General features: G+C 62.0%; 28 protein-coding genes. 25 read left to right on the forward strand and 3 right to left on the reverse strand.

The window, feature by feature from the left end:
* Positions 1-11: 11 nt before the first annotated feature.
* Positions 12-548 (reverse strand): hypothetical protein, encoded by a 537-nt coding sequence (locus NKI10_RS10560; RefSeq protein ID WP_023670951.1) that lies wholly within the window; start codon positions 546-548, stop codon positions 12-14.
* Between the two features lie 87 nt (positions 549-635).
* Here NKI10_RS10560 and NKI10_RS10565 point away from each other — a divergent pair, with 87 nt between their 5' ends.
* Together NKI10_RS10565 and gyrA are read left to right on the forward strand one after the other, a co-directional pair.
* Positions 636-1487, forward strand: coding sequence for a helix-turn-helix transcriptional regulator (locus NKI10_RS10565; protein ID WP_023684637.1), 852 nt, complete (start codon positions 636-638; stop codon positions 1485-1487).
* A gap of 222 nt (positions 1488-1709) precedes the next feature.
* Positions 1710-4499 carry a DNA gyrase subunit A gene (gene gyrA / locus NKI10_RS10570; protein ID WP_352859822.1) on the forward strand — a complete coding sequence of 930 codons (2790 nt, stop codon included), beginning with the start codon at positions 1710-1712 and terminating at the stop codon, positions 4497-4499.
* Positions 4500-4556: 57 nt separating this feature from the next.
* Here gyrA and NKI10_RS10575 read toward each other — a convergent pair whose 3' ends face one another.
* Positions 4557-4703 (reverse strand): hypothetical protein, encoded by a 147-nt coding sequence (locus tag NKI10_RS10575; RefSeq protein ID WP_023700785.1) that lies wholly within the window; start codon positions 4701-4703, stop codon positions 4557-4559.
* A gap of 194 nt (positions 4704-4897) precedes the next feature.
* Between NKI10_RS10575 and coaD the strand changes: the two genes are divergently transcribed.
* From coaD to tgt, 7 genes are all read left to right on the forward strand, one after another.
* Complete coding sequence (gene coaD / locus NKI10_RS10580; protein ID WP_352859824.1) at positions 4898-5398, forward strand: pantetheine-phosphate adenylyltransferase; 501 nt, start codon at positions 4898-4900, stop codon at positions 5396-5398.
* 168 nt (positions 5399-5566) lie between these two features.
* Positions 5567-6061: a peptidylprolyl isomerase gene (locus NKI10_RS10585; RefSeq protein WP_352545852.1), complete on the forward strand. Its 495-nt coding sequence runs from the start codon at positions 5567-5569 to the stop codon at positions 6059-6061.
* 44 nt (positions 6062-6105) lie between these two features.
* Complete coding sequence (locus tag NKI10_RS10590) at positions 6106-6618, forward strand: peptidylprolyl isomerase (protein WP_023696509.1); 513 nt, start codon at positions 6106-6108, stop codon at positions 6616-6618.
* A 12-nt stretch (positions 6619-6630) separates the two neighbouring features.
* Entirely contained in the window at positions 6631-7080 is a 450-nt protein-coding gene (locus NKI10_RS10595; protein WP_023693398.1) for a DMT family transporter, read from the forward strand.
* Positions 7080-8168 (forward strand): tRNA preQ1(34) S-adenosylmethionine ribosyltransferase-isomerase QueA, encoded by a 1089-nt coding sequence (gene queA / locus NKI10_RS10600; RefSeq protein WP_352859827.1) that lies wholly within the window; start codon positions 7080-7082, stop codon positions 8166-8168. Before NKI10_RS10595 ends, queA begins: the two co-directional genes overlap by 1 nt.
* Complete coding sequence (locus tag NKI10_RS10605) at positions 8158-8427, forward strand: hypothetical protein (RefSeq protein WP_023684641.1); 270 nt, start codon at positions 8158-8160, stop codon at positions 8425-8427. The genes queA and NKI10_RS10605 overlap by 11 nt, the downstream gene beginning before the upstream one ends.
* Positions 8420-9550, forward strand: a complete 1131-nt coding sequence (gene tgt / locus NKI10_RS10610) for a tRNA guanosine(34) transglycosylase Tgt (RefSeq protein WP_352859829.1) — start codon at positions 8420-8422, stop codon at positions 9548-9550. The genes NKI10_RS10605 and tgt overlap by 8 nt, the downstream gene beginning before the upstream one ends.
* A 6-nt stretch (positions 9551-9556) precedes the next feature.
* Here tgt and NKI10_RS10615 read toward each other — a convergent pair whose 3' ends face one another.
* Positions 9557-9979 carry a DUF4864 domain-containing protein gene (locus tag NKI10_RS10615; RefSeq protein ID WP_023684643.1) on the reverse strand — a complete coding sequence of 141 codons (423 nt, stop codon included), beginning with the start codon at positions 9977-9979 and terminating at the stop codon, positions 9557-9559.
* A gap of 193 nt (positions 9980-10172) precedes the next feature.
* Here NKI10_RS10615 and NKI10_RS10620 point away from each other — a divergent pair, with 193 nt between their 5' ends.
* The 16 genes from NKI10_RS10620 (at position 10173) to NKI10_RS10695 (ending at position 26147) form a co-directional block, all read left to right on the forward strand.
* Complete coding sequence (locus NKI10_RS10620; protein ID WP_352859832.1) at positions 10173-10784, forward strand: DsbA family protein; 612 nt, start codon at positions 10173-10175, stop codon at positions 10782-10784.
* Positions 10785-10852: 68 nt separating this feature from the next.
* Positions 10853-11089 carry an Lrp/AsnC family transcriptional regulator gene (locus tag NKI10_RS10625; protein ID WP_023670963.1) on the forward strand — a complete coding sequence of 79 codons (237 nt, stop codon included), beginning with the start codon at positions 10853-10855 and terminating at the stop codon, positions 11087-11089.
* 273 nt (positions 11090-11362) lie between these two features.
* Complete coding sequence (locus NKI10_RS10630) at positions 11363-12775, forward strand: circularly permuted type 2 ATP-grasp protein (RefSeq protein WP_023670964.1); 1413 nt, start codon at positions 11363-11365, stop codon at positions 12773-12775.
* A 132-nt stretch (positions 12776-12907) separates the two neighbouring features.
* Entirely contained in the window at positions 12908-13849 is a 942-nt protein-coding gene (locus NKI10_RS10635; protein ID WP_023670965.1) for an alpha-E domain-containing protein, read from the forward strand.
* 85 nt (positions 13850-13934) lie between these two features.
* A complete protein-coding gene (locus tag NKI10_RS10640) occupies positions 13935-14729 on the forward strand; it encodes a transglutaminase family protein (protein WP_352859834.1) in 795 nt (264 codons plus the stop codon).
* 32 nt (positions 14730-14761) lie between these two features.
* On the forward strand, positions 14762-15493 hold the full coding sequence (locus NKI10_RS10645) for a proteasome-type protease (protein WP_023684646.1): 732 nt from the start codon (positions 14762-14764) through the stop codon (positions 15491-15493).
* An 89-nt stretch (positions 15494-15582) separates the two neighbouring features.
* Entirely contained in the window at positions 15583-16998 is a 1416-nt protein-coding gene (locus NKI10_RS10650; protein ID WP_352859836.1) for a pyridoxal phosphate-dependent decarboxylase family protein, read from the forward strand.
* 14 nt (positions 16999-17012) lie between these two features.
* Positions 17013-17459 (forward strand): hypothetical protein, encoded by a 447-nt coding sequence (locus NKI10_RS10655; RefSeq protein WP_155923318.1) that lies wholly within the window; start codon positions 17013-17015, stop codon positions 17457-17459.
* Between the two features lie 115 nt (positions 17460-17574).
* Positions 17575-18342 (forward strand): DeoR/GlpR family DNA-binding transcription regulator, encoded by a 768-nt coding sequence (locus tag NKI10_RS10660; RefSeq protein WP_023742487.1) that lies wholly within the window; start codon positions 17575-17577, stop codon positions 18340-18342.
* 117 nt (positions 18343-18459) lie between these two features.
* Positions 18460-19980, forward strand: a complete 1521-nt coding sequence (gene glpD / locus NKI10_RS10665) for a glycerol-3-phosphate dehydrogenase (RefSeq protein WP_352520290.1) — start codon at positions 18460-18462, stop codon at positions 19978-19980.
* Positions 19981-20018: 38 nt separating this feature from the next.
* Complete coding sequence (locus tag NKI10_RS10670) at positions 20019-21098, forward strand: ABC transporter ATP-binding protein (RefSeq protein WP_352859838.1); 1080 nt, start codon at positions 20019-20021, stop codon at positions 21096-21098.
* A gap of 14 nt (positions 21099-21112) precedes the next feature.
* Positions 21113-22204 carry an ABC transporter ATP-binding protein gene (locus NKI10_RS10675; protein ID WP_023696519.1) on the forward strand — a complete coding sequence of 364 codons (1092 nt, stop codon included), beginning with the start codon at positions 21113-21115 and terminating at the stop codon, positions 22202-22204.
* Complete coding sequence (locus tag NKI10_RS10680) at positions 22205-23071, forward strand: carbohydrate ABC transporter permease (protein WP_023712374.1); 867 nt, start codon at positions 22205-22207, stop codon at positions 23069-23071.
* Between the two features lies 1 nt (position 23072).
* On the forward strand, positions 23073-23987 hold the full coding sequence (locus tag NKI10_RS10685) for a carbohydrate ABC transporter permease (protein WP_023670976.1): 915 nt from the start codon (positions 23073-23075) through the stop codon (positions 23985-23987).
* Between the two features lie 67 nt (positions 23988-24054).
* Entirely contained in the window at positions 24055-24342 is a 288-nt protein-coding gene (locus NKI10_RS10690) for a DUF2160 domain-containing protein (protein WP_023670977.1), read from the forward strand.
* A gap of 77 nt (positions 24343-24419) precedes the next feature.
* The gene (locus NKI10_RS10695; protein WP_023670978.1) at positions 24420-26147 is read left to right on the forward strand and encodes an ABC transporter substrate-binding protein; all 1728 of its coding nucleotides are present in this window, start codon (positions 24420-24422) and stop codon (positions 26145-26147) included.
* Positions 26148-26183 lie beyond the last annotated feature (36 nt).

A 26183-nucleotide genomic window follows, 5' to 3' on the forward strand; every position in this document is an offset into this window, starting at 1 on the left:
ATGTTGCGTCATCAGTCCTGGGCGACGCGGCGCGCCAGGAACTCGACTTCGAGACGCCATGTCTTGCCATCGTCGTGCGAACGCTCGCCGAGCCAGCGGAAGCTGTCCTTGGTGATGCGCGAAAAGCTCCAGCGGACCGAGGAACCAGTGCCGTCGGCGCCGACCTGCACAATCGTGTCGCCTTCGGCGCGACCAAGCTGGCGGCTGTAGTATTGGTTGCGCGGGTCGCTCCAGAAGATGTGCCAGGCATCCGAGCCGGGATCATAGGCCCGCAGCGTTGTGCCATAGAAAGTCCATTTGCCGAGAGAAGGCGAGGGGCCGGCATCCCGCGCGGGCAGGATCCATACATCCTGGATCGCCCTGCCTTCCAGGACCCAGCCGAAATGCACCTCGCCGCCTCCGGTGAGAACCGTGCCGTCCTCGAGATGGCGCGTGGCATCGAATGTCCAGGCGCCGACGAAGCGGCCGTAGAGATCCAGCTTTTCAGCCAGGCCGGAATTGGGGCCGTCGCTGTGGAGCGCTTCGGCAAAGGAGGATGTACCGATCATACTTGCTGCCTTCGTAGTGTCAGGAGGCTGCAAGCGATAGGCCCCGACCGGGTGTCGCGCTTGGGAAAAATTGCTATCTTTCAAGCCATGACGACGAGCGAACAAAACTTGGCATCGGGGCAGGGTTGGTATGTCTGTGACGTGCTGTGCACGGCCGGCGCCGGCGACCGCCCGTTCGAGGAGGCGCACGACACCTTCTGCGTTGCCGCTGTCACCAGCGGCACCTTCCGCTACCGCACCAGGCAAGGCGCCGCCATGCTGGCGCCGGGCGCGATCCTGCTCGGCAATGTCGGCGCCTGCTATGAATGCGGGCATGAGCATGGCGCCGGCGACCGTTGCCTGTCCTTCCACTTCGCTCCGGCCTATCTCGACCGCATCGCCAGCGACGTGCCCGGCGCGAGCAAGCTCGCCTTCGGCGTGCCGCATATGCCGCCCTTGCCGGCGCTGACATCGCTGCTGGCCGAGGCGGAAGCGGCGCGCGAGATGGTCGACATCGACGCCTTTGAGGAGCTTGGCCTGCGAATTGCCGGCGCAGCACTGGCAGTTGCCGGCGCAGCACTGCCCGTCGCCAGCGATGCGGTGCCTGGCGTTCGACCGCCGAGCCGCCGCGACCAGAAACGGGTTGCCGAGGCGGTGCGGCAGATCGAGCTCAATGCCGACAGGCCGGTCTCGCTTTCCGAGCTTGCCTGCGCGACGGCGACCAGCCCGTATCATTTCCTGCGCACCTTCCGGCAGGTCGCCGGCATGACGCCCTATCAGTTTCTGCTGAGAACCCGGCTGCACCGCGCGGCGGTGCGGCTGCGCATGTCAGGCGATGCCATCTCGGCGATCGCCTTCGAGGCCGGTTTCAACGATTTGTCGACGTTCAACCGCCGTTTCCGGCGCGTCATGGGCGAAACGCCCGGCGACTATCGCGCCCGGCGGGTGGCTACCCGCTAATGCGTCCGCCTGCCTCCTGATACGTTCTGGCTTGGAAAACGGTCCATCGCAGGCTTTTGCCCTGGCGGCGGCGAAATGCGTTGTGGCCAAATCGTCGCAATCAGCTTTATCCATTTGAAATTGCCACTGAAATTGTCGTTGGAAAAGCACCACGAATATTGGAGTTTCGGCCGTGCTTCCTATATAAGCGGTCAGTGATTCCTGATTAGATTGTGATCCGATTTGACCGACCAAAAACCCCCGCGCGGCGCCGACGGCGGCCCTACCGGCATCGAGCCCATCTCCATCATCGAGGAGATGCAGAGCTCCTACCTCTCTTATGCCATGAGCGTCATCGTCAGCCGTGCGCTGCCCGATGTACGCGACGGCCTGAAGCCGGTTCACCGCCGCATTCTCTATGCGGCGCATGAGAGCGGTTACCACTGGAACCGCAAATATGTGAAGTCGGCCCGCCCGGTCGCCGACGTGATGGGTAAATACCATCCGCATGGCGACGCCTCGATCTACGACGCCTTGGTGCGCATGGCGCAGGACTGGTCGCTGCGCGTTCCGCTGATCGACGGGCAGGGTAATTTCGGCTCCATCGACGGCGATCCGCCGGCGGCGATGCGCTACACCGAATCGCGGCTGACCAAGGTCGCGCATGAACTCTTGGAGGACATCGACAAGGAAACCGTCGATTTCCAGGAGACTTATGACGCATCCGACACCGAACCGAAGGTGCTGCCGGCCCGCTTCCCCAACCTTCTGGTCAACGGTTCCGGCGGCATTGCCGTCGGCATGGCCACCAATATTCCGCCGCATAATCTGGCCGAGATCTGCAACGGCGCCATCGCCATCATCGACAATCCGGCGATCGATTTGCCGGCGCTGATGGAGATCATTCCGGGTCCCGATTTCCCGACCGGCGGCATCGTGCTCGGCCGTTCCGGCATCTACAGCGCCTATGCGACTGGCCGTGGCTCCATCGTCATGCGCGGCAAGGTCAATGTCGAACAGCGCGGAAACGACCGTGAATCGATCATCATCACGGAAGTCCCGTACCAGGTGAACAAGGCCTCGATGATCGAGAAAATGGCCGAGCTGGTGCGCGACAAGCGCATCGAAGGCATTTCCGACATTCGCGACGAAAGCGACCGCCAGGGCTACCGCGTCGTCATCGAGCTGAAGCGCGACGCTGTCGCCGACGTCATTCTCAACCAGCTTTACCGCTTCACGCCGCTGCAGACCTCCTTCGGCGCCAATATGGTGGCGCTGAACGGCGGCAAGCCGGAAGTGATGAACCTGACCGACATGCTGAAGGCGTTTGTCAGCTTCCGCGAAGAGGTGATTAGCCGGCGCACGAAATTCCTGCTGCGCAAGGCGCGCGACCGCGCCCACGTGCTGGTCGGCCTCGCCATCGCCGTCGCCAACATCGACGAAGTGATCAAGCTGATCCGCACCGCGCCCGATCCGCAGACGGCGCGCGAGCAGTTGATGGAGCGGCGCTGGCCCTCCGGCGACGTCGAGTCATTGATTCTGCTGATCGACGATCCGCGCCATCGCATCAATGAGGATGGCACCTACAACCTGTCCGAGGAACAGGCGCGCGCCATCCTCGAACTGCGCCTGCAGCGCCTGACTGCGCTCGGCCGTGACGAAATCGCCGACGAGCTGAACACCATCGGCGACGAGATCAAGGATTACCTCGACATTCTGTCGTCCCGCGCCCGCATCCAGCAGATCGTCAAGGACGAGCTTGCCGCCGTGCGCGACGAGTTCGGCACGCCGCGCCGCACCGAGCTCACCGACGGCGGCGCCGACATGGAAGACGAGGATCTGATCCAGCGCGAGGACATGGTCGTCACCGTCAGCCATTCCGGCTACATCAAGCGCGTGCCGCTGTCGCTCTACCGGGCGCAACGCCGCGGCGGCAAGGGCCGCTCCGGCATGTCGACCAAGGAAGAGGATTTCGTCACCCGGCTGTTCGTCGCCAACACGCATACGCCGGTGCTGTTCTTCTCCTCGCGCGGCATCGTCTACAAGGAAAAGGTCTGGCGGCTGCCAATCGGCAATCCGCAGTCGCGCGGCAAGGCGCTGATCAACATGCTGCCGCTGGAGCAGGGCGAGCGCATCACCACCATCATGCCGCTGCCCGAGGACGAGACCAGCTGGGGCGAACTCGACGTCATGTTCGCCACCACGCGCGGCACCGTGCGCCGCAACAAGCTGTCCGAATTCGTCCAGGTCAACCGCAACGGCAAGATCGCCATGAAGCTGGAGGAGGAGGGCGACGAGATCCTCGGCGTCGAGACCTGCACAGACAATGACGATGTGCTTTTGACCGCCAGCTCCGGCCAGTGCATCCGCTTCCGCGTTGGCGATGTGCGCGTCTTCCAGAGCCGCAATTCGGTCGGCGTGCGCGGCATAAGCATGGCCGAGACCGACCGCATCATCTCCATGTCGGTGATCGAGCATGTCGATGCTTCGCCGGCGGAACGCTCCGCCTACCTCAAGCGGGCAGCACTGGAGCGGCGGCTTGCCGCCGAGGTGACCGGCGAGGAAGAAGAGATTGCACTCACCAATGAGGAGATTGGCGAGGAGACCGAGCTTTCCGACAGCCGTTACGAAGAGCTCAAGGCGCATGAGCAATTTGTGCTGACGGTGACCGAATATGGCTACGGCAAGCGCTCGTCATCCTACGATTTCCGCCTGACCGGACGCGGCGGCAAGGGCATCCGCGCCACCGACGTGTCGAAGGTGGCCGAGATCGGCCAGCTGGTGGCGACTTTCCCGGTCGGCAATGACGACCAGATCATGCTGGTTTCGGACGGCGGCACGGTCATCCGGGTGCCGGTCAACGGTATCCGTTTCGCCAGCCGCGCCACCAAGGGCGTGACCATCTTTAACACCGCCGAAGGCGAAAAGGTGGTTTCGGTCGAACGGATCTCGGAGCCGCAGGCCGACGAGGATGTCGAAGAGAGTGTCATTGAGGCCGGGGCCGGAGATGCCGTACCGGACAGCGCCGAATAGGTTTTGACCAACAACGCCGGCCCGATGGGCCGGCGCAAACAAGAAACTAGCAATAAATCAGGGGTGACGGTGGGGCCAGCGAGCGCCGAAACCTTCGAACCGCTTTGTCCGGACACGGACGCGCTCTGCCTCGCTATGCAATCCGAATGCGGTGGCGATCAGCATGGCGACGGTCATTGCGGTGGCGAGCATGTAGATCAGCATGTGCGTGTTCTCCTGCGCCTATCCAACGGTTAGATCGGGTTTTGGTTTCATCTTCCGAAGTGCAAACTAGCGAACGCGGCGTGAAGTCTTCGTGATCAAGGCATTCATCTGTCGTTCATGTCTGCGAAAAGGTTCACGCAGATGTTCCCAATCGCATTTGCCTTCCGCCCAATGCCCCGCTAGAAGCACCTCCCATGACCGATCGCATCGCCCTTTATGCCGGCTCCTTCGACCCGCTGACCAACGGCCATCTCGATGTCCTGAAGGCATCGCTGGCTGTCGCCGACGCGGTTTATGCGGCGATCGGCACTCACCCCGGCAAGACGCCGCTGTTTTCCTTCGACGAACGGGTGAAGCTGATCGAGGCCGCGACCAAGGCCGAATTTGGCCGCGACGGCGACCGTATCAAGGTCGTCGCCTTTGACGGGCTGGTCATCGACGCGGCCCGCAAGCATGGCGCCTCGATCATGATCCGCGGCCTGCGTGACGGCACCGATCTCGACTATGAGATGCAGATGGCTGGAATGAACGAGACGATGGCGCCGGAACTGCAGACGGTTTTTCTGCCCGCCAGCCCGTCGGTACGCACCATTACCGCCACACTTGTGCGCCAGATAGCCTCGATGGGCGGCGACATCCGTCCGTTCGTGCCGGCCGCCGTTGCCGGCGCGCTCACCGCCAAATTCGCGAAATAGTGCATGTCGCCCAAAAGTGGATGCCGGTTTTGGGGCAACGACATGCACCCTAACAAAGACCTTCGGAGATCCCTTATGCAGCTGAAAAAGCTCGCCTCGTTCCTCGTCGTGCTTGCCGGTCTCGTGACCGCATCCGTTTCGGCCTTCGCCGCCGAACCGGAAAACACCATGGTCATCACCTTGAAGAACGGCGACGTCACCGTCGCGCTACGCCCCGACCTGGCACCCAAGCATGTCGCCCAGATCAAGAAGCTGGTGCGCGAAGGGGCTTATAACGATGTCGCATTCCACCGCGTCATCAACGGCTTTATGGCGCAGACCGGCGACGTCAAGTTCGGCAACATGAAGAAGGGGTTCAGCCCCGAGGCCGTCGGCACCGGCGGTTCAGACCTGCCCGACCTGCCGGCCGAATTCTCGCAGAGCGAACATTTCAAGCGCGGCACGCTCGGTATGGCCCGTTCGCAGGACCCGAACTCCGCCAATTCGCAGTTCTTCATCATGTTCGCGCCGGCTCCGAACCTCGATGGCCAGTACACCATCGTCGGCAATGTCGTCAGCGGCATCGAACTGGTGGACAAGATCAAGAAGGGTGACGAGGCCGACAACGGCACGGTCAGCGAGCCCGACCGCATGATCAAGGTACGCATCGCCGCCGACAAGTAAACCAATCAAATCAATCTGTTTTTCTGAGATAAAGGATATACGACATGGCTGAGATCAAGGACCGCGAGAACGCGCTCATCCTGGAAACGACCAAGGGCAAGGTCGTCATCGAACTGTTCCCCGATTTGGCTCCCGGCCACGTCGCCCGCATCAAGGAACTGGCCCGCGAAGGCGCCTATGACGGCGTGGTCTTCCACCGCGTCATCGAAGGCTTCATGGCGCAGACCGGCGACGTGAAGTTCGGCAATTCGTCGAAGCCGACCTTCGCGCCCTCGCGTGCGGGCATGGGCGGCTCGGAAAAGCCGGACCTGAAGGCTGAATTCTCCAACGCGAACCACGGCCGCGGCACCTGCTCGATGGCCCGTTCGCAGAACCCGAACTCCGCCAATTCGCAGTTCTTCATCTGCTTCGACGATGCCGCTTTCCTCAACCGCCAGTACACGGTCTGGGGCCAGGTCATCGAAGGCATGGACAATGTCGACAAGATCAAGCGCGGCGAGCCGGTGGTCGATCCCGACAAGATCGTGTCGCTGAAGGTCGCGGCCGACGTCAAGTAAGGACAAACGACGATGATGGGCGTGGTCTGGTCGCTGCTCGGCATCCTGTCAGGCGCCTTCATCGCCGTCCAGGCGCCGATCAACTCGCAGCTGGCGCGCGGCCTGGGGCTCCCGGTCGCGGCTGCTGCGTTTTCGTTCCTGTCGGGCGCGATCGTGCTTGGTATCATCTCCATTGCCGTTGTGCGGCTGCAGGACATCTCGCTCGACTGGAAGGCGCCTGCGCCTTGGCTGTTCATCGCCGGCGGCATGCTCGGCGGTTTCTATGTCACCCTGTCGACCATTCTTACGCCGCGCATCGGTGCAGCCGCGCTGATGGCGTTCCTGGTTGCCGGCCAGCTGCTGGCCGGCATGCTGATCGATCGGGTCGGCTTCCTCGGCGTGGCGGTGCGCGAGATTTCGCTCGGCCGCATCGCCGGCGCGGTGCTGCTCTTGGCCGGAGCACTGCTCGTCCGGCTCTACTGATGCGCGTCGATCTCTTCGACTTCGACCTGCCGGAGGAGCGCATCGCGCTGCGCCCGGCCGAGCCGCGCGACAGCGCAAAAATGCTCGTGGTCAGGCCGGGCGAGGGTCTTTCGGACCGCGCGGTTGGCGACCTGCCGTCCTTGCTCAACGCCGGCGACGTGCTGGTCTTCAACGACACCAAGGTCATTCCTGCCCAGTTGAGAGGCATAAGGCGGCGCGGCGAAGCGCAGGCGCAGGTCGACGCCACGCTGCATATGCGCATGGCGCCGGACCGCTGGCTGGCCTTCATGCGGCCGGGCAAGCGCATCGCCGCCGGCGACCGCATCCATTTCGGCCATGACGGCAATTCCTGTTTCCTCGGTCAGCTCGATGCCACGGTGATCGAGAAGGGCGATGCCGGCGAGGTGCTGCTCGGTTTCGACCTGTCGGGGCCGTTTCTCGACGAGGCGCTGCATGCCGTCGGCCACATCCCGCTGCCGCCCTATATCGCCTCCAAGCGCAACGACGACGCGCGCGACCTGACGGATTACCAGACCATCTATGCCAAGGAGGAGGGCGCAGTCGCTGCCCCCACCGCAGGCCTGCATTTCACGCCGGAGCTGTTTGCGGCGCTCGACGCTAAAGCCATCGAACGCCGCTTCGTCACCTTGCATGTCGGTGCAGGCACCTTCCTGCCGGTCAAGGCGGACGATACCGCTGACCACAAGATGCATGCCGAGACCGGCTCGGTCAGCGAAGCAACAGCCGACGCTCTGAATGGCGCCAAGGCGCGGGGCGGGCGTATCATCGCTGTCGGCACGACCTCGCTGCGCCTGCTGGAGAGCGCGGCACGGCCTGATGGCTCGCTGACCGCCTGGTCCGGCCCGACCGACATCTTCATCACGCCGGGCTATCGGTTCAAGACCGCCGACCTGCTGATGACGAACTTTCATCTGCCGCGTTCGACGCTGTTCATGCTGGTTTCGGCCTTCAGCGGCCTAGATACGATGCGTGCGGCCTATGCTCATGCCATCGAGAACCGTTACAGATTCTACTCTTATGGAGACGCAAGCCTGCTTTATCGAGCGGAGATGAGCCATGGACGATGATCTGCAAGCCTTTGATCGCGAGAGCCTGATCGCTGAAGTGAAGAAATTGCGTGCCGGCATTCGCCAGCACCGAGATTCTACCGGCCATGATTTATGCTGGCATCATCCCAACCTGTGGGACCTGCTGCCGGAAAAGACCGATCCATCGATTGCTGTGCCGCCATGGCCGAAATTCATGCGCGGCTGCATCCAATACCGGCAGTCGCTCGACAGGCAGGCGCCAGGCGCGCCTGTCCATGACAAGGAATTCAATGGCTGAGACATTCACCTTCAAGATCCTCGCCACCGACGGCAAGGCGCGGCGCGGTGTCATCGACATGCCGCGCGGCGAAATCCGCACGCCGGCCTTCATGCCGGTCGGCACCGGCGGCACGGTCAAGGCCATGTATATGGACCAGGTGCGCGGCGTCGGCGCCGACGTCATTCTGGGCAATACCTATCATCTTATGCTGCGGCCAGGCGCCGAGCGCGTGGCGCGGCTTGGCGGCCTGCATGAGTTCGCCCGCTGGCCACAGCCGATCCTGACCGACAGTGGGGGTTTTCAGGTCATGTCGCTGTCGAAGCTCAGAAAATTGACCGAGAAGGGCGTCACCTTTCGCTCGCACATTGACGGCGCTGCCTACGAGATGTCGCCGGAGCGCTCGATCGAGATCCAGGGCCTGCTCGATTCCGACATCCAGATGCAGCTCGACGAATGCACAGCGCTGCCGGCCGACCTCAAGCAGATCGAGCGCGCGATGGAGCTGTCGCTGCGCTGGGCCGAGCGCTGCAAGACAGCGTTCGGCGACCAGCCCGGCAAGGCCATGTTCGGCATCGTCCAGGGTGGCGACAACGCAGCTCTCAGGGTGCGTTCGGCGCAGGCGCTGAGCGCGATGGAGCTGAAGGGCTATGCGGTCGGCGGCCTGGCCGTCGGCGAACCGCAAGCGGTGATGCTGGATATGCTGGAGATCACCTGTCCGGAATTGCCTGACAACAAGCCTCGATATCTCATGGGCGTCGGCACGCCGGACGACATCGTGAAATCGGTGGCGCGCGGCATCGACATGTTCGACTGCGTGATGCCGACCCGCGCCGGCCGCCATGGCCTGGCCTATACCAGGCGCGGCAAGGTCAATCTCAGGAATGCCCGCCATGCGGACGATCCGCGGCCGCTGGACGAGGAGAGCGACTGCCCTGCGGCACGCGACTATTCACGCGCCTATCTGCACCATCTCGTGCGCTCGCAGGAGGCGCTGGGGGCGATGCTGCTGACCTGGAACAACCTGTCTTACTATCAGAAGCTGATGCAGGACATTCGCGCCGCGATCGAGGCAAAGGCCTTCGAGGCGCGCACATCAGACATTTCAGAGGGATGGGCGAGGGGCGATATTCCGGTGCTATAAGCACATCTAGGTGCTGAGCGAATTCGCTGCGCGCAAGCTGCAGCCGGTGATTTGAAAGCTGCCGTCGGGCTGCTGTTCCAGCGTGTAGACCGCCTCATAGTCCTTGCCGTCGGGCCCAACGATCAGCACTTGCTGGATTAGCGAAGTTGGCCCCATCTGCTCGACCTTGCCGAAGGAATAGCTCTGCGGCTGGCGCACCGGCGGATAGCCGTTGGTCACCATGTTCATGAAGGTGTCGACGGTCGGAAAGATGCGCTTCACATTTGGAGCGGCGAAACTGTACGCCTTGGCGCCATCATTGGCGATGAGCGCCTTCAACTGACCATCGATGACGGCCTGGCCGGCCTTGACTTCGGCGTCGCCGGCAAGGGCTGCCGACACGAACAACGCGAACAGCAATGAAACAACTGCGAATGCGGTGCGGCGCATGGCCTGTCTCCATTGTCCCCCAACAAAACCTGTCCCGGGACGCATCATACCATACGCTTGGCGGAGCCTCACGGTTTCAGCAACCGCAATATTTGCCACGCAAGTGCCACAAGATCATGCTTAAGTCTCCTTTAACGCGGGGCGCGCATCGTAGGGACGGGTGGGGACCCGTTCGCGCAACCAGGGGACGACCATGTTCAAGCAGCCGATCGACCGGCGCCTTTTGCTGAAGGGCGCGGCAAGCCTCGCAGTTTTGGCTCCCTCGCCCGCCTGGGCAAGCACTGGGCCGACCGTCACGGAAGTCGCCTTCGATCCCGCCATTCCAGCGCTCGGCAACCCCGATGGCGACGTCACCATCGCCGAATTCGTCGACTATCAGTGCCCGATCTGCAAGCTCGTCTTCGTCGAACTGAAGAAGTTGATGGAAGAGGACAGCGGCGTTCGGCTTGTGATGAAGGACTGGCCGATCTTCGGCGACGTGTCGCGCGACGCGGCGCGGGTGACGCTGCTGAGCGGCGAACAATATGCCGCGGCGGTCGATGCGCTGATGACCAACCAGCGCGGCCTTTCGGAACGCCGCACCAACGACATCCTTTCTTCCGTCGGTGTCGATGTGGCGATGGTGCGTGCCGACCTCGCCATCCGTGAACCCGATATCGACGCTGCCCTTGTCCGCACCGAAGTCCAGGCGACGGCGTTCAAGCTGCGCGGCACGCCAGCCCTGGTCATCGGCGGCAACTTGTATCGGCGCGGCATGCCGGTGTCCGAACTGAGACAAGCCGTCGCCAAGGCGCGCTCGGCCTGATGCTTGAAAGCCGGGCGGCAGTCTGCCACAAGGGCCGCTTGTGTGCTGAAGCTTGATCGGGACCGGCAATGAAGACGTTTTTCATGCAGATAAAGTGCGATCTGGGCAAGTCCTACGAGGTCGCCAGCGCGCTCGCCGATGCCGAAATCGCCTCGGAAATCTACTCGACCGCCGGCAATTACGACCTGCTTGCCAAATTCTACGTCGACGACGAGGAAGATGTCGGCCACTTCGTCAACGAGAAGGTGCAGATTATTCCCGGAATCAAGGACACCTTCACGGTCGTCACTTTCCGCGCTTTCTAAAGCAATTCCAGGAAAAGTGTGAAGCGGTTTTCCGTCCGGAATTGCGTCGAAGCAAAAAGCCATAGCAGGTCGCCGTTGCCATGAAACGGTGAACTGCTATGGCCGCATCAGGCACTTGCCCGGCGACAAGGCAGAGCCTGATTAAGGTCCCGTTCCGACTGCCCGAATTTTGGGCAGTCGAAACATACTGATCGCCGATATCCTCCAAATCACCGATTGCGCTTGATTTTCTACCGCGACGCCAGTGAAATGGCGTCACAGGGGAGTATGCGATTGGCAGCGTTCGATGAAATGCTTCCGGAAGTTTCCGGGCTTAGACAACCGTATACGGCTTACGACCGCTGGCTGAAGGAGCAGGACCCGGCCAGGCTTACCGAAAAGATGCAGGACGCCGAGCGCGTCTTCCGCAAGACCGGCATTACCTTCGCCGTCTATGGCGAGCAGGAAGCCTCCGAGCGGCTGATCCCCTTCGACATCGTGCCGCGCATCATCTCCGGCAATGAATGGCGAAGGCTGACGCAAGGCATCGAGCAGCGCGTGCAGGCGCTGAACGCTTTCCTCGACGACATTTACCACCGCCAGGAAATCCTGCGCGCCGGCCGCGTGCCGAGGGAGCTGATCGCCAGGAACGAGGCGTTCCTGCCGGAAATGATCGGAGTGCGGCCACCGGCCGGCGTCTACACCCACATTATCGGCGTCGACATCGTCCGGATCTCGGAGAACGAGTTCTACGTGCTGGAGGACAATGCGCGCACGCCGTCGGGGGTCTCCTACATGCTGGAGAACCGCGAGACGATGATGCAGCTCTTTCCCGAGCTGTTCCAGCAGATCAAGGTGCGGCCGGTGGAGAATTATCCGCAATTGCTGCGCCAGTCGCTGGCGGCAGTGCGGCCGCAAAGCACCAAGGGCGCACCGACCATTGCCGTGCTGACGCCGGGCAGCTTCAACTCCGCCTATTTCGAACATGCCTTCCTCGCCGACCAGATGGGCGTGCAACTGGTCGAAGGCCAGGATCTGCGCGTTGTAGACGGCCACGTCGCCATGCGCACGACCGAAGGCTACAAGCAGATCGACGTGCTTTACCGGCGCGTCGACGATTCCTTCCTCGATCCGCTGACCTTCCGGCCGGACTCGGCCCTTGGCGTGCCCGGCATCATGGACGTCTACCGCGCCGGCAACATCACCATCGCCAACGCGCCGGGAACCGGCATCGCCGACGACAAGGCGATTTATTCCTACATGCCCGACATCGTCGAGTTCTACACCGGCCGCAAGGCCATCCTCGGCAACATCCCGACCTGGCGCTGCTCGGAGCCCGACAGCCTGAAATACGTGCTCGAACACATCCATGAGCTGGTCATCAAGGAAGTGCACGGCTCCGGCGGCTACGGCATGCTGGTCGGCCCGGCTGCGACCAAGAAGGAATGCCAGGATTTCGCCAAGAAGCTGCAGGCGAAGCCCTCCAACTACATCGCCCAGCCGACGCTGGCGCTGTCAACCTGCCCGATCCTGACAGAAAAAGGCCTGTCGCCGCGCCATGTCGATCTCAGGCCCTATGTTCTGGTCTCCGACCGAATCCAGATCGTGCCCGGCGGCTTGACGCGGGTGGCGCTGAAGGAGGGGTCGTTGGTCGTGAATTCCTCGCAAGGCGGCGGCACGAAGGATACGTGGGTGCTCGACGATTAGGTAGGGAATAGGGCAGTAGGCAGTAGGCAGTAGGCAGTAGAGGGACAAGAAATGCCATATTCCACAGAGATTCAAATGCTTACTAATCCCTACTCACTATTCCCTACTCACTAGCCCGAAGGGCCACTTCACATGCTTCTCGGCCGCACCGCCAACGGGCTCTACTGGATGAACCGCTATATCGAGCGGGCGGAAAACATGGCGCGTCTGGTCGATGCCGGCCTTCGCATGGCGCTGACCCGCACCCAGAGCGCGTCGGAAGAGTGGAATTCGGTGCTGCTCAGCGCCGGCTCCGACGTCACCTTCACGCAGAAATACAAGGACTATACCGCCGCCAATGTCGCCGACTTCCTGCTGCGCGACACCTCGAACCCGTCGAGCACGATGTCGGCGATCGAGACCGCTCGCAACAATGCCCGCATGGTGCGCACCGCGCTGACGCGCGAGACCTGGGAGAGCATCAACGAAGCCTGGATGGCCCTGAAGCGCATGCTGGCAAAGCCGATCGACGAGCGCGACCTGCCGAGCGTGCTCGACGCCATCAAGCGCGAGACGGCGCTGATCCGGGGCTCGTTTTACGGCACCATGCTGCGCAACGAAATCTTCGACTTCTCGCAGCTCGGCACCTATGTCGAGCGGGCCGACAACACGGCACGCATCCTCGACGTGAAATACTACGTGCTGCTGCCGTCTATCTCCTGGGTCGGCTCGAGCCTCGACAACTACCAATGGGAATCGATCCTGCGCTCGGTGTCGGCGCACCGTTCCTATCGCTGGGTCTATGAGGCCGACTACAAACCCACCAACATCGCCGACTATCTGATCCTCAATGTGCGCATGCCGCGTTCGCTGACCTTCTGTTATCGTTTTCTTGCCGAGCATCTGAAGTTCCTCGGGGACGACTATGGCGACCGTCATGCCTGCCATGCCACCGTCGACAGGACACAGGCGATGCTGCAGGCAGGGTCGATCAAGGACATATTCGACACCGGCCTGCACGAATTCCTGGCCAGGTTCATTCAAGACAACACCAAGCTTGGCGAAGAGATCGCACAAGATTACCGGTTCAATTGAGCATGATCGCGAACCGGAGGACCGCGCTAGCGACAAGTGAGACCCGGTTTTCGGATAAGATCATGCTTACAAACGGAAAATAGGCATGCGGCTCAAGATCACCCACCGTACCGAATACCGCTACGACGCGCCGGTGCACTATCTGTTGCAGCGGCTACGCCTGTTACCGGTCAGTGGCCCGACGCAGACCGTGCTGTCCTGGGCGCTGAAGATCGAGGGCGCGCGCGAGGAAGTCCGCTTTAACGACCATTTCGGCAACGATAACAGGCTGTTGAGCGTCGAGGGCGAGCGCGACTTCATCACTGTCGAAGCCTCCGGCGAGGTTGTGACGCGCGACACAGCAGGCGTCTCGGGTCCGCATCACGGCTTTGCGCCACTGTGGCTGTTCAGCCAGGAGACAGCTTTGACCATCCCCGGCGAGGGCATAAGCGAGCTTGCCGCGGCGGTCGGCAAAGGTACCGACATCGAAAGGCTGCATCGGCTGATGGCGCTGATCGTCGAGCGCGTCGCCTACACGCCGGGCACCACCAGCGTGACGACCCCGGCGGAAGAGGCATTGGCGCTGAAGACCGGCGTTTGCCAGGATCACAGCCACATCTTTGTCACCGCAGCCCGCGTCATGGGTTTTCCGGCCCGCTATGTCAGTGGCTATCTGATGATGGATGCGGCCATCGAGCAGGCGGCAAGCCATGCCTGGGCCGAAGTCCATGTTCAGGGTCTCGGCTGGGTCGCCTTCGACGCCGCCAACGGCATTTCCCCCGATGAACGCTATGTCAGGGTAGCCACCGGCCGTGATTATCGCGACGCCTCGCCGGTGTCGGGAATTCGACTGGGACAGGCGGAGGAACAGCTTGCAGTCACCGTCACGGTAGAGCAGTAGTCTCCGGCAAGATTGCTGCCTGAAGAGATTCCATGACTTATTGCGTCGGCCTCAAGATCGATCGTGGGCTCGTGTTCATGTCGGACACGCGCACCAATGCAGGGATGGATTCGATCTCCACTTTCAAGAAGATGCATGTCTGGGAAGAGCCAGGCGAGCGCGTCATCGTACTGATGTCGGCCGGCAATCTGGCTACGACGCAGGCCGTGGTCAGCCTGCTCGACGAGCGCACCAAGGCGGTGGCGGAACGCCACGCGACGCTGCTCGAGACCCCATCCATGTACCAGACGGTGCGGCTGGTCGGCGACACCGTCAAGGAAGTCATCGCCAGCTCGTCGCCTGCCGGCGAAAAGGCGGATTCCTATTTCAACGCCTCCTTCATCCTCGGCGGCCAGATCAAGGGCAGCCCGCCACGGCTGTTCATGATCTATCCCGAGGGCAATTTCATCGAATCGACCGACGACACGCCGTTCTTCCAGATCGGCGAGACCAAATACGGCAAGCCGATCATCATCCGTGCCTATGAAAGGACGATGAGCCTGGCTGAAACGGTCAAGCTCTTGCTGGTATCGTTCGATTCGACGCTGAAATCGAACCTGTCCGTCGGCCTGCCTCTCGACCTGCTGTTCCTGGAGGAGGACACGTTCACGGTGGGTTTGAAAAAGCGCATCGGCCAGGACGATCGATATTATCGTGCTATTTCCGAAGGCTGGTCGAACGCGTTGAAGACGGCCTTTGCCAGCCTGCCGGATTTTCCGGGGTAGCGCGGGAACCTTCGTCGCGGTTGCCTGTCTCTATTTAACATGTTAATCAAAATTCAAACGGGTGGCTGATCGGCGCGTCGGGAGGATCCATGGACAACGAGCAATTCCGCGACTGGTCGAGGCGCGCCGCCGACTGGGGCGCTGATTACCGCGCCGGCCTTCGCGATCGGCCCGTGCGACCTGCCATAGCGCCGGGCGAGATCTTCAGGAGCATCGAAGCTTCTCCGCCGGAGGCCGCGGAATCGATGGAGACGATCTTCGCCGATTTCGAAGCCAAGATCGTGCCCGGCATGACGCATTGGCAGCATCCGCGTTTCTTTGCTTATTTCCCGGCCAATGCAGCACCCGTCTCGGTGGTGGCCGAATATCTGGTCTCTGCGATGGCCGCGCAGTGCATGCTGTGGCAGACCTCGCCGGCGGCGACAGAGCTTGAGACGCGCATCGTCGACTGGATGCGCCAGGCGCTCGGCCTGCCCGAAGGCTTTTCCGGCGTGATCCAGGACTCCGCATCATCGGCGACGCTGGCCGCCGTGTTGACCATGCGCGAGCGCACGCTCGACTGGCAGGGCAACAAGAAGGGTCTTTCCGGGCAGGGCAGGCTGCGCGTCTATTCCTCCGACCAGGTGCACACCTCGATCGACCGCGCCATCTGGGTCGCCGGCATTGGCGAGGAAAACCTCGTCCGCATTCCCGTCGCCGGCACCTACCGCGCCATGGATACCGCGGCTTTGGAAGCGGCGATTGTTGCCGACCGCGCGGCCGGCCTATTGCCGGCCGGCATCATCGCGTGCGTCGGCGGCACCAGCACCGGCGGCACCGACGACATCGCTGAAGTGGCCGCGGTGGCCAAACGCCAGGGGCTCTATCTGCATATCGACGCCGCCTGGGCCGGATCGGCGATGATCTGTCCGGAATACCGGCATTTCTGGACCGGTGTCGAGGGCGCGGACTCGATCGTCTTCAACCCGCACAAATGGCTGGGCGCGCAATTCGACTGCTCGATCCAGTTCGTCCGCCAGCCGGAGGATCTCGTGCGCACGCTGGCGATCAAGCCGGACTATCTGAAAACTCGCGGTCATGACGGCATCATCAACTACTCCGAATGGTCAGTGCCTCTCGGCCGTCGCTTCCGGGCGCTGAAGCTGTGGTTCCTGCTGCGCGCCCATGGCCTCGAGGCGCTGCGCACCATGATCCGCAATCACGTCGCCTGGAGCGAAGGCATAGCAGCGCGCCTGGCCGAGGAGGAGGATTTCGAGCTCGCCAGCCAGCCGATGCTGTCGCTGTTCTCGTTCCGGCATCGCGCCGCATCCGGCGCTGACTGCGACGAGCACAATCTGCGTCTGGTCGACGCCATCAACAATGACGGCCGTATCTACCTGACGCAGACGCGTGTCGATGGGCGGGTCGCCATCCGCTTCCAGGCAGGCCAGTTCGAGACAACCGCGGCCGATGTCGATACCGCCTTCACTGTCATCTGCGAGTGTGCAAGATTCCCGAAGGACTGACAGGGATCGCCCGCGTGGTTGCCGCCGCCGGGGCAAGCCAGCAAGGATTTGCGAGCAAGCATATGGCCGGAAGGGCTGAAGGGGTTAGCCAGAATCTGACGGGCGTCTGGAGCGGGCGCTATTTCTATCCGCGCGAACTGCCGCCGGTTTCCTTCGTTGCAACGCTGATCGAGACGGCAACCAGCTTGACGGGGATGACCCACGAACCGGCGGCGACCAGCACGGCAAGATACGCAAGCCTGCAGGGGCAGCGAGAGGGCAACGCCGTCTCCTTTACCAAGACATACGACAAGGCCCAATTGAAGGCGCACCCGATTCACTACAGCGGCATCATCAACGGTGATGCAACCGAGATCAAAGGCACTTGGCGAATCCCGGGATACTGGTCCGGCAATTTCCTGATGATCCGCTCGCCAGGTAAAGTCGCGGCTGTCACCCGCAAGGTGGCGGAGCGGGTCTGAGCCGTATCTGCCCGGTTCGCCTTTGCAATCATCGATATTTCATTAGCCGGCGTCTCCCTTTTCATTGCTTTCGTTTTCAGCTACAAACAAGAAAAACGAAAACGGGAGGTTTTCAGTGTATTTGTCGCCGCGCCATGCCGAAATCATCCAGATGGCGAAGGACCATGGCCGTGTGCTGGTCGATGACCTCGCCACGCATTTCAACGTGACGCCACAGACCATCCGCAAGGACCTCAACGATCTCTGCGACCAGCGGCTGCTGACGCGCATCCATGGCGGGGCCCTGTTCCCGTCCGGCATCGAGAACATGGAGTATGAGGCGCGCCGCAAGATTGCCGCCGACGAGAAGGAGGCGATCGGCCGCGCAGCGGCCAGGCTGATACCCGACAACGCCTCCCTGTTCATCAACATCGGTACCACGACCGAGTCGGTCAGCAAGGCGCTGCTCGACCATACCGGGCTGATGGTCATCACCAATAATATCAATGTTGCCAACAGGATGCGCATCTATCCTTCGATCGAGGTGGTAATCGCCGGCGGCGTCGTGCGCGGCTCCGACGGCGGCGTTGTCGGCGAGGCCGCGGTCGATTTTATCAGGCAGTTCAAGGTCGACTATGCGGTGATCGGCGCCTCGGCCATCGACCATGACGGCGCGTTGCTCGATTTCGACTTTCGCGAAGTGAAAGTGGCGCAAGCCATCATCGCCAATGCCAGGCATGTCATCCTGGTGTCCGACCAGACCAAGTTCGAACGCACCGCGCCGGTTCGCATCGGCCATCTCTCGCAGGTAAACACCTTCATCACCGACCGTTGCGACATCCCGTCGGTGCGCCGGATCTGCGAAGAGGCCGAGGTGCAATTGATTGAAACGTCGCTCGGATAGCGGCGCTATCACAGCCCCGTGATATTTCGTTTGACATTCGTTCTTATTTCGAAATAATCCCGCTACGGTTTCGTAAAAACCTAAAAATGCTGCAATGCGAAATCGCGGGAGGGCTTTGTGGACGCAGTCCGTGACATCTTCGTCATCGGTGGCGGCATCAATGGCTGCGGCATCGCCCGCGACGCCGTTGGGCGGGGCTTTTCGGTATTTCTGGCCGAGATGAACGATCTTGCCAGCGGAACCTCCTCCGGCTCGACCAAGCTGATCCACGGCGGTCTGCGCTACCTCGAATTCTACGAGTTCCGGCTGGTGCGCGAGGCGCTGATGGAGCGCGAGGTTCTTTGGAAGAACGCGCCGCACATCATCTGGCCGATGCGCTTCGTGCTGCCCTATGCTAAGGGCCTGCGCCCGGCCTGGCTGATCCGGCTCGGCCTGTTCCTCTACGATCATATTGGTGGCCGCAAATTGCTGCCGGCGACCCGAACACTGGACATGTCCAAGGATCCGGCGGGCAAGCCGCTGAAGCCGCTGTTTCACAAGGCCTTCGAGTACTCGGACGGCTGGGTCAACGATGCCCGGCTGGTGGTGTTGAACGCGCGTGACGCCGCCGACCGCGGCGCCACCATCCGCACCCGCACGAAAGTCGTCGGGGCGCGGCGCGAAGGCGATCTATGGGCGATCCGCGTGGAAGACGTGCGGACGGGAGATGCCGACGAGGTCAAGGCCCGGCTGCTGGTCAATGCCGCCGGTCCATGGGTCGATCACGTCCTGTCGACCACCGTGGGCCAGAACGACGTGCACAATGTGCGCCTGGTGCAGGGCAGTCATATCGTCATCAAAAAGAAGTTCGATGATCCGCGCGCCTACTTCTTCCAGAACAAGGACGGGCGCATCATTTTCGCCATCCCTTACGAGGAAGAATTTACGCTGATCGGCACCACCGATCGCGACTATCCCGGCGATCCGCATGACGTGAAGATCAGCGACACCGAGATCGACTATCTCTGCGCGGCGGCGAGCGAATATTTTGCTGAAGCCGTGACGCGTCCCGACATCGTCTGGACCTATTCGGCCGTGCGCCCGCTCTATGACGACGGTGCTTCGAAGGCGCAGGAAGCGACCCGCGACTATGTGCTGAAAGCCGATGGCGGCGGGGGCAAGGCGCCGATCGTCAACGCTTTCGGCGGCAAGATCACCACCTACCGCCGGTTGTCGGAATCGATGCTGGAAAAGGTCGAAGGTTTTCTCGGCAAGCGCGGCAAGCCGTGGACGGCGAACGCGCCCTTGCCAGGCGGCGATTTCCCGGCCACCGGTTTCGACGCCCAGGTGGCGAAGCTGAAGAGCGCCTATCCTTTCCTCGACCAGCGCCTGGCGCGTCGGTTGACCAGGCTTTACGGCACGCGCGCGCAAGTGTTGCTCGGCCTCGCCAAGTCGAACGCCGATCTCGGCCGCAATTTCGGCGCCGATCTCTATGAGGCCGAGGTACGCTACCTCTGCGAAAACGAATGGGCGCTGACCGCCGAAGATGTATTGTGGCGTCGCACCAAGCGCGGTCTGCATCTCAGCCGCGAACAGGCCTCGGCGCTTGACGAATTCATGCGCGGCATCAGCCGGCGCCATGTCGCGGCAGCGGAATAGGGAAGGCGATTGATGCACAAAGCCTGGGAGGAGGCATCATGCTGGAACTGAGAAACGTGACGAAGATGGTCGGCGCGGTGGAGCATATCCGCGACGTGTCGCTGACGCTTCAGCACGGCTCGCTCAACGTTTTGCTCGGGCCGACACTGTCGGGCAAGACCAGTCTGATGCGGCTCATGGCCGGACTCGACGTGCCGACCACCGGTTCAGTCTGGTTCGACGGCCAGAATGTCACCGGCATGCCGGTGCAGCAGCGCAAGATCGCCATGGTCTATCAGCAGTTCATCAATTACCCCGCGATGACCGTCTACGAGAACATCGCCTCGCCGTTGCGCGTCGCCGGCAACGACCAGGCCAAGATCGACAAGGAAGTCCGCAACGCGGCAGGGCTTTTGAAGCTCACACCCTATCTCGACCGCACGCCGCTCAGCCTGTCCGGCGGCCAGCAGCAGCGTACGGCGCTGGCCCGCGCCATCGTCAAGAATGCCAGCCTGGTGCTGCTCGACGAGCCGCTCGCCAACCTCGACTACAAATTGCGCGAGGAGCTGCGCGCCGAACTGCCCAAGATATTTGCCGCCGCCGGCACTATTTTCGTCTACGCCACGACCGAGCCGCATGAAGCCTTGCTGCTCGGCGGCAATACGGGGACGCTGTCCGAGGGGCGGATCACCCAATTCGGGCCGACCATCGACGTCTTCCGCAAGCCGATCGACCTGGTGACGGCGAAAACCTTTGCCGATCCGCCGCTCAACACCATCGTGCTGGCCAAGAAGGGCCCGGATTTCCTGCTCGAGGGCGGCGTCAAGCTGCCGGTACCGGCCGAACTCGCCGGCATTTCCGACGCCAACTACACGATCGGCTTCCAGCCGCATCATCTGTCGCTCGAGCGGCCCAACGCTGCCGCCGTGCCGGTGCGCGCCAAGGTGACGATCACCGAGATCACCGGCTCGGAAAGCTTCATCCATCTCGATTTCGCCGATGCGCGCTGGGTCATGCTGACCCACGGCATCCGCGATTTCGAGCCCGACGCCGAGATCGAGGTGTTTATCGATCCGCGCCACATCATGGTCTTCGACAGCAACGGCAGCGCCGTCGCCGCGCCGAAGCTTGCGGCCTGAAGGGGAAGAAAGAGATGGCGCGCATCGACGTCAACCATGTCAGGCACTCCTACCTGCCCAACCCGCAGAAGGATGCCGATTTTGCGCTGCGGGAAGTGCACCACACTTTCGAGGATGGCGGCGCCTATGCGCTGCTTGGGCCCTCGGGTTGCGGCAAGACCACGCTGCTCAACATCATTTCGGGACTTCTGCAACCCTCGCACGGTGAGTTGCTGTTCAACGGCAAGGACGTCACCAATCTGTCGACGCAGGAGCGCAATATTGCGCAGGTGTTCCAATTCCCGGTCATCTACGACACCATGACGGTGTACGACAATCTGGCCTTCCCGCTGCGCAATCGCGGCGTGCCGGAGGCCGATGTCGACCGCAAGGTGCGCGAGACGCTGGAGATGATCGACCTGGCGTCGTGGGCGAAGAAGAAGGCGAGGGGCCTGACCGCCGACCAGAAGCAGAAGATCTCGCTCGGCCGCGGCCTGGTGCGCTCGGATGTCAATGCCATCCTGTTCGACGAACCGCTGACGGTTATCGATCCGCACATGAAATGGGTGCTGCGATCGCAGTTGAAGCAACTGCACCGCCGCTTCGGCTACACCATGGTCTATGTCACCCATGACCAGACCGAGGCGCTGACCTTCGCCGACCAGGTCGTCGTCATGTATGATGGCGGTATCGTCCAGATCGGCACGCCGGCCGAATTGTTCGAGCGCCCGCGCCACACATTCGTCGGTTACTTCATCGGCTCGCCCGGCATGAACGTCATGCCGGTGGCGATCGACGGCAAGACCGCGACCATTGGCAGCCAGCGGATCGAGCTGCCCGGCGCGCCAAAGACCGCCGCTGGGAGCTCCGGCGCCATCGAACTCGGCATCCGCCCCGAATATGTCAGGCTCGGCCGTGACGGCATGGCGGTTAAAATCAGCAAGGTCGAGGATCTCGGCCGCCACAAGGTGGTGCGCGCCAGCCTCGAAGGCCGCGAGATCGCTGCCGTCATTGGCGAGGACGAGAGCGTGCCGGCCGACCCAAAGGTTCGCTTCGATCCGGCCGGCATCAACATCTATGCCGATTCCTGGCTGGTTGAGATGGGGCGTGTCGAGATGGGGGCATAGATGGAAAAGACGTGGAACAACAAGGCCTGGTTCCTGGTGCTGCCGGTGCTGGTGCTGGTGGCGTTCTCGGCCGTCATTCCGCTGATGACGGTCGTCAACTATTCGGTGCAGGACACCTTCGGCAACAACGTCTTCTTCTGGGCAGGCACCCAGTGGTTCGAGGAACTGCTGTCGTCCAGCCGCTTCTGGGAAGCGATGGTGCGCAACCTGATCTTCTCCTTCATCATCCTGGCCATCGAAGTGCCGCTCGGCATATTCATCGCGCTCAACATGCCGAAGAAGGGGTGGGGCGTGCCGGTCTGCCTGGTGCTTATGTCGTTGCCGCTGCTCATTCCGTGGAACGTCGTCGGCACCATCTGGCAGGTCTTCGGCCGCAACGACATCGGCCTGCTCGGCTACTACGTCAACGCGCTCGGCATCGACTACAATTACGTGCAGGATTCGTTCGACGCCTGGGTCACCATCATCATCATGGACGTCTGGCACTGGACCAGCCTTGTCGTGCTGCTCTGCTATGCCGGCCTGGTTTCGATCCCGGATGCCTTCTACCAGGCGGCCAAGATCGACGGCGCCTCGCGCTGGGCGGTGTTCCGTTATATCCAGCTGCCGAAGATGCAGCGTGTGCTTTTGATCGCCGTGTTGTTGCGCTTCATGGATAGCTTCATGATCTACACCGAGCCCTTCGTCGTCACCGGCGGCGGCCCCGGCAACTCGACCACCTTCCTGTCGATCGACCTCGTCAAGACCGCGCTCGGCCAGTTCGACCTCGGTCCGGCGGCCGCCATGTCGCTGGTCTACTTCCTGATCATCCTGTTGTTGTCGTGGGTGTTCTACACCGTGATGACCAACTACGACGCGGAGCGCTGAGATGAGCGGCGCCAACGAAAGAGCCGACAGAGTGAGCGAAACCACCGCTTCGGGAAAATTGGCGAGCACGCTTTCGCAGGATCAGGTCGCCCGGCTGATGCGCAAGCGCGGCGAGGAATCGCGCTGGTGGTGGATCGTGCCGACGATCTACATCATCGTGCTTCTGCTGCCGATCTACTGGCTCATCAACATGAGCTTCAAGACCAATGCCGAGATCGTCTCCTCGCTGACGCTCTATCCGCATCAGCCTACGATCGCCAACTACGTCACTATCTTCACCGATGCATCCTGGTATTCGGGCTACATCAACTCGATCACCTATGTTGTCATGAACATGGTGATTTCCGTGGCTGCGGCGCTGCCGGCGGCCTACGCCTTTTCGCGCTACCGCTTCCTCGGCGACAAGCATCTGTTCTTCTGGCTGCTGACCAACCGCATGGCGCCGCCGGCAGTGTTCGCGCTGCCGTTCTTCCAGCTCTATTCGGCTTTCGGCCTGATCGACACCCACATCGCTGTGGCGCTGGCGCACTGCCTGTTCAACGTGCCGCTGGCGGTGTGGATCCTCGAAGGCTTCATGTCGGGCGTGCCCAAAGAGATCGACGAAACAGCCTATATCGACGGCTACTCCTTCCCGCGCTTCTTCGTCAGGATATTCATGCCGCTGATCGCCAGTGGCATCGGTGTCGCCTGCTTCTTCTGCTTCATGTTCTCATGGGTCGAGCTTTTGATCGCTCGCACGCTGACGACCACCGATGCCAAGCCCATCGCCGCCACCATGACCCGCACCGTTTCGGCCGCCGGCATGGATTGGGGCCTGCTCGCTGCCGCCGGCGTGCTGACGCTGATCCCCGGCGCGCTCGTCATCTGGTTTGTCCGCAACTACATCGCCAAGGGCTTCGCCCTGGGGAGGGTGTGATGAAACAAAAGCACGGGTTCACCCTCACCACCACCGCCAAGGGCTTTGCCCTGGGGAGGGTGTCACCATGAATCTCGACCTCACCTGGATGGCGTGGACGTGGCCGACGGCGGCGTTCTTCGGCACCATTCTTCTACTGCTGTGCGGCATGGCGTTTTGGGAATTTGCCTCGCCGGGCGGCAATCCGCGCGTCGGCATCCTGCGCTTCGAGACGACGCGCGGCGACCGTCTTTTTCTGTCGCTGCTTGGCAGCGCCTTTATCCATCTCGCTTGGCTGGGTCTTGTCGGATCCAACCTGTGGTGGGCTCTCGCTCTCTCCGTGGTCTACGCCGTCGGCGTGTTCCGCTACGTATAGAGGGGGAAACTGTTGGATCGACCGCGTGCCGGCGGCCGTTCCAGATCGCACTTGAAACCTAAATGTGGAGGAAACCTATGCGACGGCAATTTTTAACATCAACAACTGCCCTTGTCCTGTTGCTCGGGGTAGGCAACGCCTACGCCGGAATGGATGAGGCCAAGGCGTTTCTGGACAAGGAAATCGGCCCGCTGTCGACGCTCGACCGCGCCGGCCAGGAAGCAGAAATGCAGTGGTTCATCGATGCCGCGAAGCCTTTCGCCGGCATGGACATCAAGGTCGTGTCCGAAACCATCGCCACCCACCAGTATGAATCGCAGGTGCTGGCGCCGGCCTTTACCGCCATCACTGGCATCAAGATCACGCATGACGTCATCCAGGAAGGCGACGTCGTCGAGAAGATCCAGACCCAGATGCAGACCGGCCAGAACCTTTATGACGGCTGGGTCAACGATTCCGACCTGATCGGCACCCACTGGCGCTACCAGCAGGTCCGCAACCTGACCGACTGGATGGCGGGCGAGGGCAAGGACGTTACCAATCCCAACCTCGACCTGAAGGATTTTATCGGCACCTCCTTCACCACGGCGCCGGACAAGAAGCTCTATCAGCTGCCCGACCAGCAGTTCGCCAACCTCTACTGGTTCCGTTACGACTGGTTCAACGACGAGAAGAACAAGGCCGACTTCAAGGCGAAATACGGCTACGACCTCGGCGTTCCCGTCAACTGGTCGGCCTATGAGGACATCGCCGAGTTCTTCACCGGCCGCGAGATCGACGGCAAGAAGGTCTATGGCCACATGGACTACGGCAAGAAGGACCCGTCGCTCGGCTGGCGGTTCACCGATGCCTGGCTGTCGATGGCCGGCAACGGCGACAAAGGCCTGCCGAACGGCCTGCCGGTCGACGAATGGGGGATCAAGGTCAACGAGAAATCACAGCCGGTCGGCTCCTGCACGGCGCGCGGCGGCGACACCAACGGCCCGGCTGCCGTCTACTCGATCCAGAAATACCTCGACTGGCTGAAGGCCTACGCTCCGGCCGAAGCCCAAGGCATGACCTTCTCCGAATCCGGCCCGGTGCCGGCACAGGGTGCGGTCGCGCAGCAGATATTCTGGTACACCGCCTTCACCGCTTCGATGGTCGACGCCGGCGCCAAGGCGGTGCTGAACGACGACGGTACGCCGAAGTGGCGCATGGCCCCGTCGCCGCATGGCGTCTACTGGAAGGACGGCATGAAGCTCGGCTATCAGGACGTGGGTTCCTGGACGCTGATGAAGTCGACGCCGACCGACCGCGCCAAGGCCGCCTGGCTCTACGCGCAGTTCGTGACCTCGAAGACGGTCGACGTGAAGAAGAGCCATGTCGGCTTGACCTTCATCCGCGAAAGCACGATCCACGACAAGAGCTTCACCGAACGTGCGCCGAAGCTCGGTGGTCTGATCGAGTTCTACCGCTCGCCGGCCCGCGTTCAGTGGTCGCCGACCGGCACAAACGTGCCCGATTATCCGAAGCTGGCACAGCTCTGGTGGCAGGCGATCGGCGATGCCTCGTCCGGCGCCAAGACGGCGCAGGAAGCCATGGACTCGCTCTGCGCCGAGCAGGAAAAAGTCATGACCCGCATCGAGAAGTCGGGCGTCCAGGGCGATATCGGCCCGAAGATGGCCGAAGAGCATGACCTCGCCTACTGGAACGCCGACGCGGTCAAGAACGGCAATCTCGCGCCTCAGCTGAAGATCGAGAACGAGAAGGAAAAGCCGATCACCATCAACTACGACGAACTGGTGAAGAGCTGGCAGAAGTAATCTTGGCGTACGCGCCAGGATCATAGTGAACGGGGA

Source organism: Mesorhizobium sp. M0802 (genome assembly GCF_040320115.1).
GTDB lineage: Bacteria > Pseudomonadota > Alphaproteobacteria > Rhizobiales > Rhizobiaceae > Mesorhizobium.